Consider the following 15,952-nt stretch of genomic DNA (forward strand, 5'->3'; position numbering starts at 1 on the left):
TAGAGGCTTAAGGTAAGTATGTTCAGTTGGATAAAAGCTTGGATTAATAAATACGATAAGTGGTGCGAAGAGCTTGGCTTAACGCCTGAAAATAAGCGCAGCTGCGTGGCTTATCGCCGTGATCCTCAAGGACAACAAACAGAGAGTAGGGAAGATGACACCAGAATTAAGTGAATTTCCGCTGTTTGACACCCATTGCCATGCGGACTTTGACATCTTTGAGCAAGGTTTTTCACTTGATAAAGGTATTGAAGGTTACGTTAAAGAGGCGAAACAGGCGCAAGTCGAGAAGTTAATCATCCCTTCTATTGGCCAAAGTAACTGGAGGAAGCTTGGTGAGATCGCTCAATCTTACCCTAATGTTTACTACGCTTTAGGTTTCCATCCTTATTTTTTAGAGCAAGCCAATGACGAGCAATTCTCAGAGCTTCGCCGATTACTCTCATCAAAAACCAGTCAATGTGTTGCGATAGGAGAGTGTGGTCTCGACTTTTTTGTCGATGTTGCACGGGAGAAACAAGAGCGTTTTTTCATTCAACAAATAGAGCTAGCTAAGGCGTTTAAGCTGCCTTTAATCATCCATGAAAGGAAGTCTTTTAACCGACTTATTGAGCTAATAAAGCAGTATAAATTTACTTTGGGTGGCGTGATTCATGGATTTTCAGGGAGCGAACAGCAGGCTTTGGCGTGGATTCAGCTTGGTTTCTATATTGGTGTCGGTGGAACGATTACTTACCCAAGAGCACAAAAAACACGCACCACTATCTCAAAACTGCCTCTTGAGTGCCTGGTATTAGAAACGGATGCCCCGGATATGCCCATGCATGGAAAACAAGGAAATGTTAATCATTCCAAGTATTTAGTTACGATCTTAAATGAACTGTTTTTGCTTAGAAAAGAACCGAAGCAATCGGTTGCAGCGCAAATTTGGCAAAATAGCCATCGCGCATTCGGTATATGTGAATAAAATCGAAGGTTTTTGTTTATCGTTTGCGTAAATTGCACTTGGCTTGTGATTCGGCTCACATTTACGTGTGAATGGTACATGAATCTTCTACGAAAGTGTGAGGACGGCATTACTTTATTAGTGGTCGCATGAGTATAATTGCCTCCGCTTTATAGCCCCATTTTGTAACACGCCAATAAATAACTAATAAGGAAGTCATAAACTATGAGCCTGTTTATGAGCCTCGTCGGAATGGTTGCACTGATTGCAATCGCAGTACTACTATCCGACAACCGCAAAGCAATTAATCTAAGAACAGTGGGTGGCGCTTTCGCTATCCAATTCGCACTTGGTGCATTCGTACTTTACATCCCTTGGGGGCGTGATCTACTTGCAGGTTTCTCTGCTGGTGTAGCAAACGTGATCGACTACGGTAAAGATGGTACTGGGTTCCTATTTGGTAGCCTTGTTAACTTCTCAGTTGACGGTATCGGATTCATCTTTGCATTCCAAGTTCTACCAACACTAATCTTCTTCTCTGCTCTTATCTCTGTACTTTACTACATTGGTGCGATGCAAGTTGTAATCAAGGTTCTTGGTGGTGGTCTTCAGAAAGCTCTAGGTACTTCTCGCGCCGAGTCTATGTCTGCAGCTGCAAACATCTTCGTTGGTCAAACGGAAGCGCCTCTAGTTGTTCGTCCATTTGTTCCTAAAATGACTAACTCTGAACTATTCGCAGTAATGTGTGGTGGTTTAGCGTCTGTTGCTGGTGGTGTACTAGCGGGTTACGCATCTATGGGTGTACCTCTAGAGTACCTAGTAGCAGCGTCATTCATGGCAGCACCTGGTGGTCTACTATTCGCTAAAATCATCAAGCCTGAAACTGATGAAGTTGACGAGAACCTAGGTTCAGACATCGACGGTGGCGACGACAAGCCTGCTAACGTTATCGATGCAGCTGCTGGCGGTGCGTCAGTTGGTCTACAACTAGCACTTAACGTTGGTGCAATGCTACTAGCATTCATCGGTCTAATCGCTCTTATCAACGGTATCCTAGGTGGCATCGGTGGTTGGTTCGGTATGGAAAACCTAACTCTAGAACTTCTTCTAGGTTGGATCTTCGCACCGTTAGCATTCATCATTGGTGTTCCATGGGAAGAAGCAACTATTGCTGGTTCTTTCATTGGTCAGAAGACAGTTGTTAACGAATTCGTTGCATACCTAAACTTCGTACCATACATCGGTGAAAACGCTCAAATCGTTGAAGCGACTGGTCAAGTAATGTCTGTTAAGACTCAAGCAATTATCTCGTTCGCTCTATGTGGTTTCGCAAACCTTTCTTCAATTGCGATTCTTCTAGGTGGTCTAGGTGGTATTGCTCCAAACCGTCGTCACGACATCGCACGTATGGGTGTTAAAGCGGTTGTAGCTGGTACTCTATCTAACCTGATGGCAGCAACAATTGCTGGCTTCTTCCTGTCTTTCTAATCAGTTAGAAATCGATATATAGACGCCATAATAATATCGCCCCGTAGCAAGAAATTGCTGCGGGGCTTTTTTGTTTTTGGGCCTAGTGATTTTGAGCATTAGCATGAGTGAATGCTTGAAGTCGAAAATGGGTCTAGAATGTTTTTTTGAGATACAAACCGTTTGCGTTCTAAGGAGCACTACAATTTATTGATGGATACCTATAATGTATTAGCTAAAGGGATAGGATGTCTCTGCTGGCAAGAAAGTAACATTGAGATTAGCTCGAACGTTATTCTTCTGGGATTAAGCCAAACTTAGCAATACGCTATATTAGCAATACACTATAGATGTTAGACACAACATGACTGATTTGTTGTGCCATAGACCAAACTGGTACTGTGCGGTGACAAGGATTGCAATTGGTAGCGAAAGTTATCAAGTCTTCAGGGAACCAAGTCCGTTCATTTGTGACTACTAAGCATTACTAAAATATCCATCTATACTGGATGGATGGTGAAGTAGTTAACTATTTGAATATATTGATCGGAGATAGAAATGAGCGATTTAAAAGCAGCAGCTCTACGTGCACTTAAACTTATGGACCTAACTACGCTAAATGACGACGATACTACTGAAAAAGTAGTGGCGCTTTGTCATGACGCGAAGACTGCAGTTGGCAACACCGCTGCAATCTGTATTTACCCTCGCTTCATCCCAGCAGCTAAAAAGGCGTTGCGTGAGCAAGGTACTCCAGAAGTACGCATCGCGACTGTAACTAACTTCCCTCATGGTAATGACGACATCGAAATTGCTGTTGCTGAAACAAAAGCAGCGGTAGCGTACGGCGCAGACGAAGTTGACGTAGTATTCCCATACCGTGCTCTTATTGCTGGCAACGAAGAAGTGGGTTTTGAGCTAGTTAAACAGTGTAAAGCCGCTTGTGGTGACATCACGCTTAAAGTGATCATCGAAACAGGTGAACTTAAAGAAGAAGCACTGATCAAGAAAGCTTCTCAAATCTGTATCGAAGCAGGTGCAGACTTCATCAAAACTTCAACAGGTAAAGTGCCAGTAAACGCGACTCCTGAGTACGCACGCATGATGCTTGAAGTTATTCGTGACATGGGCGTAGCTAAAACAGTTGGTTTCAAACCAGCTGGTGGCGTACGTACAGCTGAAGATGCTCAAGCTTACCTAGCAATGGCTGATGAGCTACTAGGCGCTGAGTGGGCAGACAACATGCACTACCGTTTTGGCGCTTCAAGCCTACTGACTAACCTTCTTAATACATTAGAAGTGACAGACCAAACTGCTGATCCAGCAGCATACTAATTTCCCTATCGGGTATAACAATAAAGTCTGTTTGATGGAGTGGTGTTAAGTCACTCCATATTACCTCTTTCCCTACAAACCATACTCACTAGAGTTTGGGAGGCACTAATGTATCTACCTCAAGAAATTATTCGCAGAAAACGTGATGGTGAAGTCCTAACGACTGAAGAAATTAACTTCTTTATTCAAGGCGTGGCTAAAAACACGGTTTCTGAAGGCCAAATTGCAGCATTCGCAATGGCTATCTTTTTTAATGAAATGACGATGCCAGAACGTATCGCACTGACGTGTGCAATGCGTGATTCGGGCATGGTGATTGACTGGAGCCACATGAACTTTGATGGCCCAATCGTTGATAAGCACTCTACTGGTGGTGTTGGTGACGTAACTTCTCTGATGCTTGGCCCTATGGTGGCAGCATGTGGTGGTTTCGTTCCAATGATCTCTGGTCGTGGTTTAGGCCACACTGGCGGTACGCTAGACAAGCTAGAATCTATCCCTGGTTACAACATTACACCAACCAACGATGTGTTTGGTGCCGTAACCAAAGAAGCTGGCGTGGCGATCATCGGCCAAACGGGCGACCTAGCACCGGCTGACAAGCGTGTTTACGCGACTCGTGATATCACAGCAACAGTAGATAACATCTCGCTAATCACCGCTTCAATCCTATCTAAGAAACTGGCTGCTGGCCTTGATTCTCTAGTGATGGACGTAAAAGTCGGTTCAGGCGCATTCATGCCGACTTATGAAGCGTCTGAAGAGTTAGCAAAATCTATCGTTGCAGTAGCAAACGGCGCAGGTACTAAAACAACGGCAATCCTAACGGACATGAACCAAGTTCTGGCTTCTTCAGCGGGCAACGCAGTAGAAGTACGTGAAGCGGTTCAATTTCTAACCGGCGAATATCGTAACCCTCGTTTGCTAGAAATTACGATGGCATCGTGTGCTGAAATGCTGGTTCTAGGTAACCTTGCAAAAGATTCAGACGAAGCGCGTGAAAAACTGATGGCAGTACTGGATAACGGTAAAGCAGCAGAGTGCTTCGGTAAAATGGTAGCGGGCCTTGGTGGTCCAACTGATTTCGTAACGAACTACGATAACTACCTAGAAAAAGCAGAAATTGTTAAACCAGTGTACGCGCTAGAAAGCGGTGTAGTATCAGCGATGGATACGCGTGCAATTGGTATGGCTGTCGTTGGTATGGGCGGTGGTCGCCGCGTAGCAACAGACAGCATTGATTACGCAGTCGGTTTTGATAGCTTCATTCGCCTTGGCGAAGTAGCAAGTGACGATAAACCATTAGCAATGATTCATGCTCGCAATGAACAACAGTGGCAAGAAGCTGCAAAAGCATTACAAAATGCAATCACTGTGGGCGGAGAATATACAGCAACGCCAGACGTTTACCGTCAGATTCGTTCTGAAGACGTGTAAATAACAGGTATCGGCATACCTTGTGTATGCCGATAAACAGAGTTCTGGTGCAAAGAGCAATAAGTTGGTGAAGAAAATGAAAAGAGCATTTATTTTAGTTTTAGATTCATTCGGTATCGGCGAAACCGCAGATGCGGACACATTCGGTGATGTAGGTTCAGACACTATGGGTCACATTGCTGACCATTGTGATCAAGGTCTTGCAGACAATGCGGATCGTAAAGGTCCACTAACGCTGCCAAACCTGTCTAAGCTAGGTTTAGCTATGGCTCACAAAGAGTCTACAGGTCGCTTTGCTCCTGGTATGGATGCAGATGCTGAAATCATTGGCGCGTACGGTCACGCTGCTGAGCTGTCTTCTGGTAAAGACACGCCATCAGGTCACTGGGAAATCGCAGGTGTACCGGTACTGTTTGACTGGGGCTACTTCACCGACAAAGAAAACAGTTTTCCAAAAGAACTGACTGACCGCATCCTTGAGCGTGCAGGTTTATCTGACTTCTTAGGTAACTGTCACTCATCGGGTACAGAAATCCTAGATAACCTAGGTGAAGAACACATGAAGAGTGGCTTGCCAATCTTCTATACTTCAGCAGACTCTGTTTTCCAAATCGCATGTCATGAAGAGACATTCGGTCTACAGAACTTATTAGACCTTTGTCAGATTGCTCGTGAAGAGCTAGAAGACTACAACATCGGCCGTGTTATTGCGCGCCCGTTCATTGGCCCAGGTAAAGGTCAGTTCGAACGTACTGGTAACCGTCGTGACCTTTCTGTTGAGCCGCCAGCGGCGACAGTTCTTCAGAAGTTGGTTGATGAGAAGGGCGGTAACGTTCACTCAATCGGTAAGATCTCTGATATCTACGCAGGTTGTGGTATTACTCAGAAAACGAAAGCAACAGGTATTCCTGCGCTATTTGAAGCAACTAAAGAAGCGATCACTGAAGCGGGCGACAACACTATCGTGTTCACTAACTTCGTTGATTTCGACTCAGCTTACGGCCACCGCCGTGATGTTGCAGGTTACGCAGCGGCACTTGAGTACTTCGATGGCCGTATCAATGAAATCATCGATATGATGAAAGAAGATGATGTACTTATCTTAACTGCTGACCACGGTTGTGATCCGACATGGCCAGGTACTGACCATACTCGTGAACATATCCCTGTGATTGTTTACGGAAACAAGGTTCCTGCTGGCTCTCTAGGCCGTCGCGATACCTTCGCTGATATTGGTCAAAGCTTAGCGTCTTACTTTGGCACATCGCCAATGGGACACGGTACAAGCTTTCTATAATAGTTAACGAAGAGAGAGGGAAACCTCTCTCTTTTTTTTGTTTTGAGATTAAGGATATTTTCAATGGCTACTCCACATATTAATGCTGAAATGGGTGATTTCGCTGACGTAGTTCTAATGCCCGGCGATCCGCTACGTGCAAAATACATCGCTGAAACCTTCCTAGAAGAAGTGGTTCAAGTGTGCGATGTTCGTAACATGTTTGGTTACACGGGGACTTACAAAGGCCGTAAGGTTTCGGTAATGGGGCATGGTATGGGCATTCCATCTTGTTCTATTTACGCGACTGAGCTGATCAAAGACTTTGGTGTGAAAAAGATCATTCGTGTCGGCAGTTGTGGTGCAGTGAGCGAAGATATCAAAGTACGCGATGTGGTTATCGGCATGGGGGCGTGTACCGACTCAAAAGTGAATCGTATTCGCTTTAAAGGTCATGACTTCGCGGCTATTGCTGATTACAAAATGGTGCGTGCGGCAGAAGATGCAGCCAAAGCGCGTGGTGTAGACGTAAAGGTTGGCAACCTATTCTCGGCTGAGTTGTTCTACACGCCAGATCCTGAAATGTTCGAAGTCATGGACAAGTACGGCATTGTCGGCGTAGAGATGGAAGCGGCGGGTATCTATGGTGTATGTGCTGAATACGGCGCAAAAGCTCTGACTATTTGTACTGTTTCTGATCACATCAAAACTGGTGAGCAAACCACATCAGATGAACGTCAAACGACTTTCAACGACATGATGGTTATCGCACTCGACTCTGTGCTGCTTGGTGACCAAGACTAATCTGCCAATAGATTTCAAAAAGCTTAATAGATACCGCAAAGTTTAATAGATAACAAAAGCCCCGTTGCTGCCTGAGCTTCGGGGCTTTTTATTGAATTTGTTAAACTAATACCAATCGTAGTAAATAACTGGTCAGCCTAGCTAGTTAAAACACTCGATAACTGCGTTGTGATTTTTGATTGTAGAATAACTACTTATCAGAAAATCACGCCTTGTTCTCAAGCCTTTTTCCTGCGCTATTTCTGATCACTTACTTACTGTGATTGGTATAAGCTGTTAAGAGCTGACATTTTTGAGCAGCCAGTTTTCCCCAGACTTAGCCTTTCTTTTACGAATAAGCATGATGAACAACACGCCACTGACAAACCCCATTAAGACCATACCGATCATGTAGCGATCGCTCTTACGGTAGTGATGGTCAGAAATAGCTGTCATTTTTCCTGTCTCAAAAGTCACGCGGATAAAGCCAATGATCGTACTCTCTGGAGAGTAAATAGGTTCAACGAGTTGCTGCCTGCCGATACTTGCCGTTGAAAGAGGTGTGTCTAAGCCAAGAACCTCGCGTACCGAGAGCGCTTTTTCACTCGAAGCCAGTCGAATCCCTTCTGCATCGTAGATGGTGGTATCAAATACCAATCGATCCTGAGAGAGTTGGTTAGTGAGCTCTAGTAGGCGCTCTTGGTCTTGCTGAGTGATCATCTTACTGGCTGAAAGTGATGCCTGTGAGATCAGTAGTTTGGTCAGCGTTTCCAACTGTTTTGCTTGGATCTTCTCATTACCTTTACTGATCACTACTGTGTTTTTAATGGTTACCACGAACATAGCAGCCAACAGAATTAGGGCTAGTACTCGTAAAGCGTTACGTATTGAGAACAATGATTCATTCATGTTTCACGAAGCCTGAAATAAACAAATGTTATGATTAAGACATATTGAGACTTGCGTTTTCAAATTGCAATAGGTTAACGTTTAGCATAGTTAATTAGGAATCATACACATGGACGCTCAGAAATATCTGCCGATTAAAAGGCATACGACATTATTAACCCGACTCCCCGAGACACGTTTCGCTTCTCAACTCGCAAAATCTAAAGCCAATTGGATTGTGTTCGGTGAGTACTTATCTCCACAATCATTTGATGACATCGACTTTTTCACTGGTACCTACAACACCATCCTCAATACGTGGAAGGTGGGACATTACGAAGTGGCACTGATGTCAGGGAACTTAACCCCGGCACACGAAGAAATTTTACAAGCACTGAAGCTTGATTATGCTTGCCTTAGCGAGGTCCCAGACTTATCTAAGCCAGGTTTGATCGTGATGGATATGGACTCCACAGCAATTCAAATTGAATGCATCGATGAGATAGCAAAGCTCGCAGGAGTCGGAGAGTTAGTTTCTGAAATCACAGAGCGTGCGATGCAAGGCGAGCTCGACTTTGAACAGAGCCTACGCCAACGCGTTGGGGCACTGAAAGGTGCGGATGAGTCGATACTGGAGCAAGTGCGCCAGTCATTACCATTCATGCCAGACTTGGTTGAGCTAGTGAATACTCTGAATAAACTTGGCTGGAAGACGGCGATTGCATCGGGTGGTTTTACTTATTTCTCAGACTACCTGAAAGATACGCTTGATCTTGACCACGCTCAGTCAAACACGCTAGAGATCGTCAATGGTAAATTGACGGGTGAAGTATTAGGCGATGTTGTTTCCGCACAGACCAAAGCGGATATCTTGGTAGAACTTGCTGAAGAGTATGAACTGGAACTGCATAACACCGTTGCCGTGGGTGATGGTGCCAATGACTTGGTTATGATGGGTTCTGCCGGTTTAGGGATTGCTTACCATGCAAAACCGAAAGTTGAACAACAAGCTCAAACTGCTGTGCGTTATGCTGGCTTAGGTGGGGTGCTTTGTATCTTGTCAGGTGTATTAGCTAAGCAGCAAAAAATTAGCTGGCAAGCGAAGCCTTAGTCATATTTAGGGCGGTATAACGGATACAAAAAAGCAGGTGATGAGCCTGCTTTTTCTATTTTTAAATCCGATAAATCTACAAACTGGTAAGTTGATCTGGTTATTTAGTGCGAGAGTTCTAATCGAATCAATACTTCATCGGTAATGTCTTCTATCTCACCATAACCAATAAAAGCGGTGACCTCACTCTCTAACTTCTTCGCTTGGTGCATACTGATGCGCGAAAGCTCGGCTAAGTCTGATTGGAACAAACTTGTTAATGGATTAAAGATAGGGGCGGTAGTGACTCGCAGTACATACACATCACCCAGATCTTGTGCCTTCTTAATGAACGAGATACGTTCTTTCGTAGATGCAAAGTCTTTCACCAACTTCGTATGTACAGATTGAATCTTGTTACCAAACTTTATCGCAGCAATGTATACGTCATGATGTTTTGGCTCTGCACCTTCAATTCTTTTCAGTGGCTCAGCTAATAGTGAATTAGAGTGACCTTTGAAAATCGGTTCCAGTGAAAACTTTTGGTTGTGCCCAAGTTTAGCGAGTAACGCTAGATGCTTGTTCAGCGGGAAGTTCACACCAATGAGCTTACAACGCAACGTTGAGCCCGGCTTATCAATGAAAATTGGATTACTGACCATTTTGTTAAGCAAAACAGTGTGCAGTGATTTAAGCAGTGAATCGGTGGGCAGTATTTCTTGCTTCTTATTTAGCTTACTTTGGTTCTGATCGATAAGCCCATTGAGGAAGGCGATGGTACGCATTGTTTTTGCATTCTCGGTGATAACCAATTGAACATTGCAACCGTTCGGGCTTACACGAATTACATGGTAAGGCACTGTGCTTAATGGCAAGTTTTTATCATAGAGTTGCAGTTCATTAAAATTCACCACAACCGGATCATCAATCTTGAGTACCATTGGGTGTTCAAGGGTAATGCTTAGGCCACGTTTTGATATGTCTACAGTGTGTCCATTTATTGTTGGGCTATCTTGTGATGTGAGTTGAATTGGCGATTTAAAGCTATATCTCGGTTCTTTACGACGACTTTGGGAATCAAAGTAGATACTTTGAATGTTCCCCACCACCGTTCGCGGATGACGAAAGCGATTAAGGTCACTGCTTGGAATGCGTGGTTTTTCACTTAATAGGTAATCGGCAGCACTTTCGTGATCACCGATCTCTTGCAAGATACCGCAATGAGTCAGTTGCGCAGAGCTTTGAGCAAGCGTATCTGAATGCTCAGCTAAGGCTTGTCGCTCAGAGTCGGATAATTCGAAAACCGAGAATTTGAACGCCTTCCAACTTTTACGTTTACCGCCTATGTGCCAGAACAGTTGCCTCTCTTCACGAGAAGCTTCAGGCAGCATCATCGAGTAGAACAAGGTCTTATTTTTATGTTCATGAGTAAAAGAGTAGATAACGTTACTGGTTCCCTTCACGCCAGGCTTAGCGAGTAATTTCATACGTTGTTCGTTGAACAAAGTACCCAGAGCCTGTTGGTTACGCTCATCATGCCAGTATTGCCATTGGGGATGATTGTTATCCGTGAGCAGCGCGAGCTTCAACTCACTACCACTGAAGAATAGAGGGAGATTACAGGTGTACTTTAGATAGGTGTGTTCAATACCGCGAGTTCGCGTTCGAATGAGCCTATCTTGATTCTCATGGCTGGTTTTCTTGCTGACACTATTTAGAGATTCATCGAGTAAACGAGCCACACTCGTTGTATCGCTGATTCTCATGCATCTTAAAAATTTAACTGCATTGTTCTCGTAGGATTCATCAATACCCAGAATACGAAATTCAACCGCCTCATTAACATCGGCTTCTAGTGACTTTTCAACAAGCTCAGTGAATTTAACACTGATGATTTCCCCTAGGTTGTATTTAAACGCCCTTGGTACCTTGAACTTTGCACCCGACGGAGAAATATCAACTGTCACACCATGCAGGCTTTGTCCTTTTGGTGTGGTGATTTCAACCTGTGAGCTAATCTTGAGCCTGTTTTCTTTGCGTTTTAAATCGTAACCGAGGTTAATGGCTTCTGCTTCATAGGGGCTATCAGCGTTAGTGATATCGTGGTCATCTTGAGAGGATGTTTTAACAATATTACGAAGAGGTTGAATGCGAGGAGTCATCACTAACTCCCACACGCCCTCGGTATAACCTTTAAATTTTTTAGTACCACGTTGATACGCGTTCAAAGCTATGTCATCAAGCCAATGTTTACGCTCGTCTAGCGTGAATTGATGACATTCATTATCAATACGCCCGCGTAAATCAATGCTCTTTGTACACGGAGCCATGATACGATTCAGTTCCATTTTAACGAGCAGTTTTAGAGACGGCGATTCGCCTTCTGTCATTTGAGAAAGAAGGAATTCGAAATCTTCGGCATGGTAGGCCGGAATAAGTCGTTCTGCTACAGATAGAATTTCAGATTGCTGCATACTTTTCTTGTTAGAATGGATGGTGCTTTATTGTTATCGACAAGTTGTATTTGATCTTTAGGTATTCGAGGTTCTACTGCAACTTTTATTTTCAGCTGTACGGTCAACGGGGTCACAAAATAGCAACATTTACCCGTTACCAAGCAAATTATTGAGGTTTTATGGCTAAGGCAAAGCGAGCTTATGTGTGTAATGACTGTGGTGCTAGTCTTGGCTTTATTGTTAGACGTCACATCCATTAAAATTTATTAGAGTAAAAATTAGACGAAATGTAAATGTACTTATATGATAGGTATTAGTTCAGCGTAACCCTTAAGTCAGTGTACAGGATCACAAAATGGCAAAACCAAAGAATCGAATGGTATATATGTGTAGCGAGTGCTCCTATGAATCGGTTAGGTGGGTAGGCCAATGTCCGAATTGTAAGTCATGGAATACTATGGCAGAGGTCAATATCCCTGCTGTATCAAAAACTACTTCTGCACTCAATAGGGCAACAGGTGGGAGTGGTTTAGGTGGTTATGCAGGTTCTAGTGGCAAAGGCGCAAGAAAGCTAGATGATGTATCTGTTGTTGAAGCTAACCGTGTATCAACGGGTCAGGCAGAGTTTGATCGTGTGCTTGGTGGAGGTTTGACTTTAGGCTCTGTAGTTTTGGCTTCAGGAGATCCCGGTGCAGGTAAAACCACGTTATTGACTCAAATTGCTGCTCACATGAGTCAGTCTATGCCAACAATGTATGTGACAGCAGAGGAGAGCCTGAGTCAGTGGAAAAAGCGAGCAAAGGAACGGCTAGGGTTAGAGTTTGATAGCTCAAACTTCTGGGTGGATGACTCTGACTGTATTGAGGATATTGTTGTTGCAGTCAAACAACATGGCATAAAGTTACTAATCGCAGATTCAGTTCAGGCATTTGAATCAACGAGTGTTGAGGGTAGTGCTGGTGGTGTGACTCAAGTAAAAACCTGTGCCCAGATTCTAAACCGCTTGTGTAAAACTGAAGGTGTCACCCTTATTCTTGTTGGGCAAGTTAATAAAGATTCAAAGATGGCTGGACCACAGACTCTGAAGCACATCATCGATACAGCCGTTCATATTGACGTTACAGAGAGTAATGTCAGGATTTTACGTTCAGACAAAAACCGTTTTGGCGATACCGATCAGGTTGGTATTTTTCAAATGATAGAGAAAGGCATGATTAGTGTTGATAACCCTAGTCGTCTGTTTCTAAGTGGTGGGGATGAGCGTTATGAGGGCTCTGCTGTCACTGTAATCAAGGATGGGGCTCGGAACCTCCTAATTGAAATCCAAGCTCTCGTGACAGAGTTCGAGGGAGAAAAACCTATTCGTAACTGTATTGGTGTTAGCTATTCAAGATTGGCTTTGATCACTGCGGTGTTGAAGAAGCATGGTGGGATTAGCACTCACTATGATATCAATATCAGCCTTGTAGGGGGCCTGAAGATGGCAGATACAGAGACCTCTACTGATCTTGCTGTTATGGCTGCTTTGATAAGCTCAATCAACTCTAAGGCGACGCCTGAAGATTCTGTGTTTATCGGGGAGGTGGCTTTAACTGGCGAGATCCGCCAAGTTCAAGGTGGTGTAGCTCGTGTTATAGAAGCAACTAAACATGGCAAGAAACAGATCTATATCCCTAAGGCAAACTACCATAAATCAATGCTGAAGGACTTAAGCGCTGATCAGAAGATAATCCCGGTCTCCAAAATTCGTGAAGTAATTGAGGCTTTGAAATAGGAATTTTGGTATTCGGTCTATAGTCAGGAGGCTAATATGAGTAGGCAAAAGAGGATGGTGCCTAAGTCATTCGGGGATGGTGACTATTCTGTTGTTAAAACAACAGTTAACAAATACCCGAAGTGTTATTTTGAGCCATCTGATGGTAATACACTCAAACCTGTTCTAGCTGAACAGAGGTCTCCAATCTTTATCGATATCCCTCTGTTATGTGATGGGCGTGGAAGGAATGTCATTCCGGCTAACCTGTATATCAGGTATAAGGCTCGGCACTCGCCCGATAACAAAACGCTAAAAGACTATTCTCAAGCTCTATTGGCCTTCTATAGATACATGTCTATTGAAAACAAAAATATCTACGATGTGTGCTCAATAAAAGAGAAAGGTGTTGTATACAAGTTCAGGGACTTCTTACTTAATAATATAAAACGCGATATTGATGGCGAGGTAAAGGGAATTTATTTACCGAGTACGGCATCTAGCTACCTATTGAAGATTGTTGATTATTATAACTTTATGAACGCCTCAAGAATTGTTGAATTCAAAGAGGGTGTCTTCGTACCATTTGAATACAAAATCAAATCAATACAAAAGCGAAAATCCAAAAAGTCTGATAATAAAATACTCGGCCATCTAGATAGGAGTATGGGCAGCCTGATTATTAAGACTACTGAGATAACCAGACCATTCGGGCAGATTCAAACTGTTGAGTCTCATAAAAAACTATCTCCAATGACTGAAGACGATAAGCAGGTTTTTTTAGCCGCTCTTAATGACGACTTCAGTGACCCGAAAGATCTGATGCTAAGAACGGCTGTCGAAACAGGGCTGAGATTAGCAGAGTTTGTTACATTTCCTCAGAGTGAGGTGAGAGACCCTAAGGCTCAAATTGTAAAGTGCACTATTAGCGAACTCCGTAATGATTGTCTAACGAAGTCTGGTAAAGAGAGAACTATAGATGTGCACTTCGATTTGATGAATCAGTTAGAGCTGTACCGTCTTTCAAAAGCTAGACACAAGGCTCGAAATAAATGCTTGATTCGGCATAATAGTCTGTTCTTGAAAAGTAACGGATACCCATATCAGCCAAATACTCTTGAGAAGCATTTTGAGAAGATACGTTTGCAGATACAAGAAGAACACCCTGATTGGTATTATACGATACATGACCTCAGATCAACGTTCGCTACACATTGGTTATATGATGAGCACGTTGAAACAGGAAAGCCTTTTGATACTCTGCTTGGTGATCTTGCCGAACTTATGGGGCATGAAGATACGTCGATGACAGAGAAGTACATCAAGTACATGAATACAAAAGAAAACTGGTTTAAATTTGCTAGGAGGCAAAACCAGAAAGCAGCGGAAAATTTTCATGGCGGAGAAAGTTAGTGGCTAAAAGTCCAATGTCTGGTCTCGTAAAGCAGCCTCGGGTTAACAAACCTATAGAGCGGGAAGTGGCTGTGGAAGTAGCAGATATATCGATGTCATTGGAGTTCACCATGCAAACCACCGAACAGGTGATTAAGGTTGACTTTAGGAGTTTGTGTTACAAAGAGTGCAACCCAAATAAAGGAATGGCAGTTCCTTGCCGAAACGAAGAAATAAGAAAAATTTACACAAAGATTAAAAACGATACGAGTTCTGACGATAGTAGGTACACCCTTTCTGTAATTGCTAAGCGATACATTGCTCTTTGTGATGTTAGGTCGTTAAATCCATTTGATAGAAGTGGTATCGAAGGGATTTTAGGAGTCAACGGGGAGTTAACTCGGCAAGAAAAATTAGCTAATGAACCAATGCCTTTTTTGTTTAACTATCCAGATGGCACAGGGTTGGGGATAAAAACGTCTACCGCTAATTCTTTCACAGCTGCGACGAAGAAGATATTGGAAGCTGCTGGGTGCCCCCATTCCATTATTGCGAAGTATGCAAGAAGGGAGAAGCAGCCTACCAACGATGGTTATACTCTTCCTCATACGGAAGGGGAAATCGATACCATTTTAGCCAGAACTCAACCATATTTCTTTTATCTCGCAGAAGGTATATCAGACTATTTTGACAAGCATGGTGAAGTCCCTGAACAGTTATACAACGTACCAATTGGCGTTTCGAGTCGTGAAGGGGATAATAAACAGTTAAAGATAGATTTAGCCAGCCGCGTAGGAAAAACATTCAACTACAACCTATTGCCTTTTAACCAGATGATGGTTTCTGGCTACCTTCTCTTTTGTTATTACAGTGTACTTAACGATAGCCAAATTAAAGATGTGAGACATCCAATATCAATTGTCACACAAAGAAGAGAAGGTCGGACAGAAAGGTATGTGAAAATTAAGGGCTATAAGGCAAGAAGTAGCGCTGATGTAGAAGCCTATTTTGTTGGTATTGAAAGTGGGGAGCACGGAGAAGTTGAGGCTGAAGGTAGTCAAGTAGGAGTTATTGTGATCCGCACCAGCAGTTTTGGACACTGAGTTAAGTGAGTACAATCACTAATGAG

13 protein-coding genes are annotated in these 15,952 nt (G+C 43.4%); 11 read left to right on the top strand and 2 right to left on the bottom strand.

Going from position 1 to position 15,952, the window contains the following annotated elements:
* Positions 1 to 18 precede the first annotated feature (18 nt).
* The 7 genes from ACED28_RS06640 (at position 19) to deoD (ending at position 7,265) form a co-directional block, all read left to right on the top strand.
* Positions 19 to 174, top strand: a complete 156-nt coding sequence (locus ACED28_RS06640) for a DUF5363 family protein (protein ID WP_012604693.1) — start codon at positions 19 to 21, stop codon at positions 172 to 174.
* On the top strand, positions 155 to 967 hold the full coding sequence (locus ACED28_RS06645; protein WP_135382479.1) for a TatD family hydrolase: 813 nt from the start codon (positions 155 to 157) through the stop codon (positions 965 to 967). Before ACED28_RS06640 ends, ACED28_RS06645 begins: the two co-directional genes overlap by 20 nt.
* A 204-nt stretch (positions 968 to 1,171) precedes the next feature.
* Positions 1,172 to 2,434, top strand: coding sequence for a NupC/NupG family nucleoside CNT transporter (locus tag ACED28_RS06650; protein ID WP_009847523.1), 1,263 nt, complete (start codon positions 1,172 to 1,174; stop codon positions 2,432 to 2,434).
* Positions 2,435 to 2,971: 537 nt separating this feature from the next.
* Positions 2,972 to 3,748, top strand: a complete 777-nt coding sequence (deoC, locus tag ACED28_RS06655; RefSeq protein WP_102433379.1) for a deoxyribose-phosphate aldolase — start codon at positions 2,972 to 2,974, stop codon at positions 3,746 to 3,748.
* A 108-nt stretch (positions 3,749 to 3,856) separates the two neighbouring features.
* A complete protein-coding gene (deoA, locus tag ACED28_RS06660) occupies positions 3,857 to 5,185 on the top strand; it encodes a thymidine phosphorylase (RefSeq protein ID WP_009847521.1) in 1,329 nt (442 codons plus the stop codon).
* Between the two features lie 76 nt (positions 5,186 to 5,261).
* On the top strand, positions 5,262 to 6,482 hold the full coding sequence (locus tag ACED28_RS06665) for a phosphopentomutase (protein ID WP_371709528.1): 1,221 nt from the start codon (positions 5,262 to 5,264) through the stop codon (positions 6,480 to 6,482).
* A 63-nt stretch (positions 6,483 to 6,545) separates the two neighbouring features.
* Entirely contained in the window at positions 6,546 to 7,265 is a 720-nt protein-coding gene (gene deoD / locus ACED28_RS06670; protein WP_009847519.1) for a purine-nucleoside phosphorylase, read from the top strand.
* Between the two features lie 276 nt (positions 7,266 to 7,541).
* Here deoD and ACED28_RS06675 read toward each other — a convergent pair whose 3' ends face one another.
* Complete coding sequence (locus ACED28_RS06675; protein WP_009847518.1) at positions 7,542 to 8,153, bottom strand: YtjB family periplasmic protein; 612 nt, start codon at positions 8,151 to 8,153, stop codon at positions 7,542 to 7,544.
* A gap of 109 nt (positions 8,154 to 8,262) precedes the next feature.
* On the opposite strand from ACED28_RS06675, the gene serB reads away from it, so the two are divergent.
* Entirely contained in the window at positions 8,263 to 9,243 is a 981-nt protein-coding gene (gene serB / locus ACED28_RS06680; RefSeq protein ID WP_009847517.1) for a phosphoserine phosphatase, read from the top strand.
* A gap of 104 nt (positions 9,244 to 9,347) precedes the next feature.
* On the opposite strand, the gene ACED28_RS06685 is transcribed toward serB, so the two are convergent.
* Positions 9,348 to 11,696 carry a PilZ domain-containing protein gene (locus ACED28_RS06685; protein ID WP_371709529.1) on the bottom strand — a complete coding sequence of 783 codons (2,349 nt, stop codon included), beginning with the start codon at positions 11,694 to 11,696 and terminating at the stop codon, positions 9,348 to 9,350.
* A gap of 358 nt (positions 11,697 to 12,054) precedes the next feature.
* On the opposite strand from ACED28_RS06685, the gene radA reads away from it, so the two are divergent.
* The 3 genes from radA (at position 12,055) to ACED28_RS06700 (ending at position 15,926) form a co-directional block, all read left to right on the top strand.
* Positions 12,055 to 13,452, top strand: a complete 1,398-nt coding sequence (gene radA, locus ACED28_RS06690) for a DNA repair protein RadA (RefSeq protein ID WP_269461121.1) — start codon at positions 12,055 to 12,057, stop codon at positions 13,450 to 13,452.
* 36 nt (positions 13,453 to 13,488) lie between these two features.
* Entirely contained in the window at positions 13,489 to 14,844 is a 1,356-nt protein-coding gene (locus ACED28_RS06695) for a tyrosine-type recombinase/integrase (RefSeq protein WP_371709530.1), read from the top strand.
* 110 nt (positions 14,845 to 14,954) lie between these two features.
* Positions 14,955 to 15,926, top strand: coding sequence for a hypothetical protein (locus tag ACED28_RS06700; protein ID WP_371709531.1), 972 nt, complete (start codon positions 14,955 to 14,957; stop codon positions 15,924 to 15,926).
* Positions 15,927 to 15,952: the final 26 nt, after the last annotated feature.

The organism is Vibrio sp. 1F253 (assembly GCF_041439295.1).
Lineage (GTDB): Bacteria > Pseudomonadota > Gammaproteobacteria > Enterobacterales > Vibrionaceae > Vibrio > Vibrio tasmaniensis_A.

What these genes read in the sequence shown, in the direction of transcription:
- ACED28_RS06640 (WP_012604693.1), top strand. Translation starts at nt 19, where the DNA reads ATGTTCAGTTGGATAAAAGCTTGGATTAATAAATACGATAAGTGGTGC.
- ACED28_RS06645 (WP_135382479.1), top strand. Translation starts at nt 155, where the DNA reads ATGACACCAGAATTAAGTGAATTTCCGCTGTTTGACACCCATTGCCAT.
- ACED28_RS06650 (WP_009847523.1), top strand. Translation starts at nt 1,172, where the DNA reads ATGAGCCTGTTTATGAGCCTCGTCGGAATGGTTGCACTGATTGCAATC.
- deoC (WP_102433379.1), top strand. Translation starts at nt 2,972, where the DNA reads ATGAGCGATTTAAAAGCAGCAGCTCTACGTGCACTTAAACTTATGGAC.
- deoA (WP_009847521.1), top strand. Translation starts at nt 3,857, where the DNA reads ATGTATCTACCTCAAGAAATTATTCGCAGAAAACGTGATGGTGAAGTC.
- ACED28_RS06665 (WP_371709528.1), top strand. Translation starts at nt 5,262, where the DNA reads ATGAAAAGAGCATTTATTTTAGTTTTAGATTCATTCGGTATCGGCGAA.
- deoD (WP_009847519.1), top strand. Translation starts at nt 6,546, where the DNA reads ATGGCTACTCCACATATTAATGCTGAAATGGGTGATTTCGCTGACGTA.
- ACED28_RS06675 (WP_009847518.1), bottom strand. Translation starts at nt 8,153, where the DNA reads ATGAATGAATCATTGTTCTCAATACGTAACGCTTTACGAGTACTAGCC.
- serB (WP_009847517.1), top strand. Translation starts at nt 8,263, where the DNA reads ATGGACGCTCAGAAATATCTGCCGATTAAAAGGCATACGACATTATTA.
- ACED28_RS06685 (WP_371709529.1), bottom strand. Translation starts at nt 11,696, where the DNA reads ATGCAGCAATCTGAAATTCTATCTGTAGCAGAACGACTTATTCCGGCC.
- radA (WP_269461121.1), top strand. Translation starts at nt 12,055, where the DNA reads ATGGTATATATGTGTAGCGAGTGCTCCTATGAATCGGTTAGGTGGGTA.
- ACED28_RS06695 (WP_371709530.1), top strand. Translation starts at nt 13,489, where the DNA reads ATGAGTAGGCAAAAGAGGATGGTGCCTAAGTCATTCGGGGATGGTGAC.
- ACED28_RS06700 (WP_371709531.1), top strand. Translation starts at nt 14,955, where the DNA reads ATGCAAACCACCGAACAGGTGATTAAGGTTGACTTTAGGAGTTTGTGT.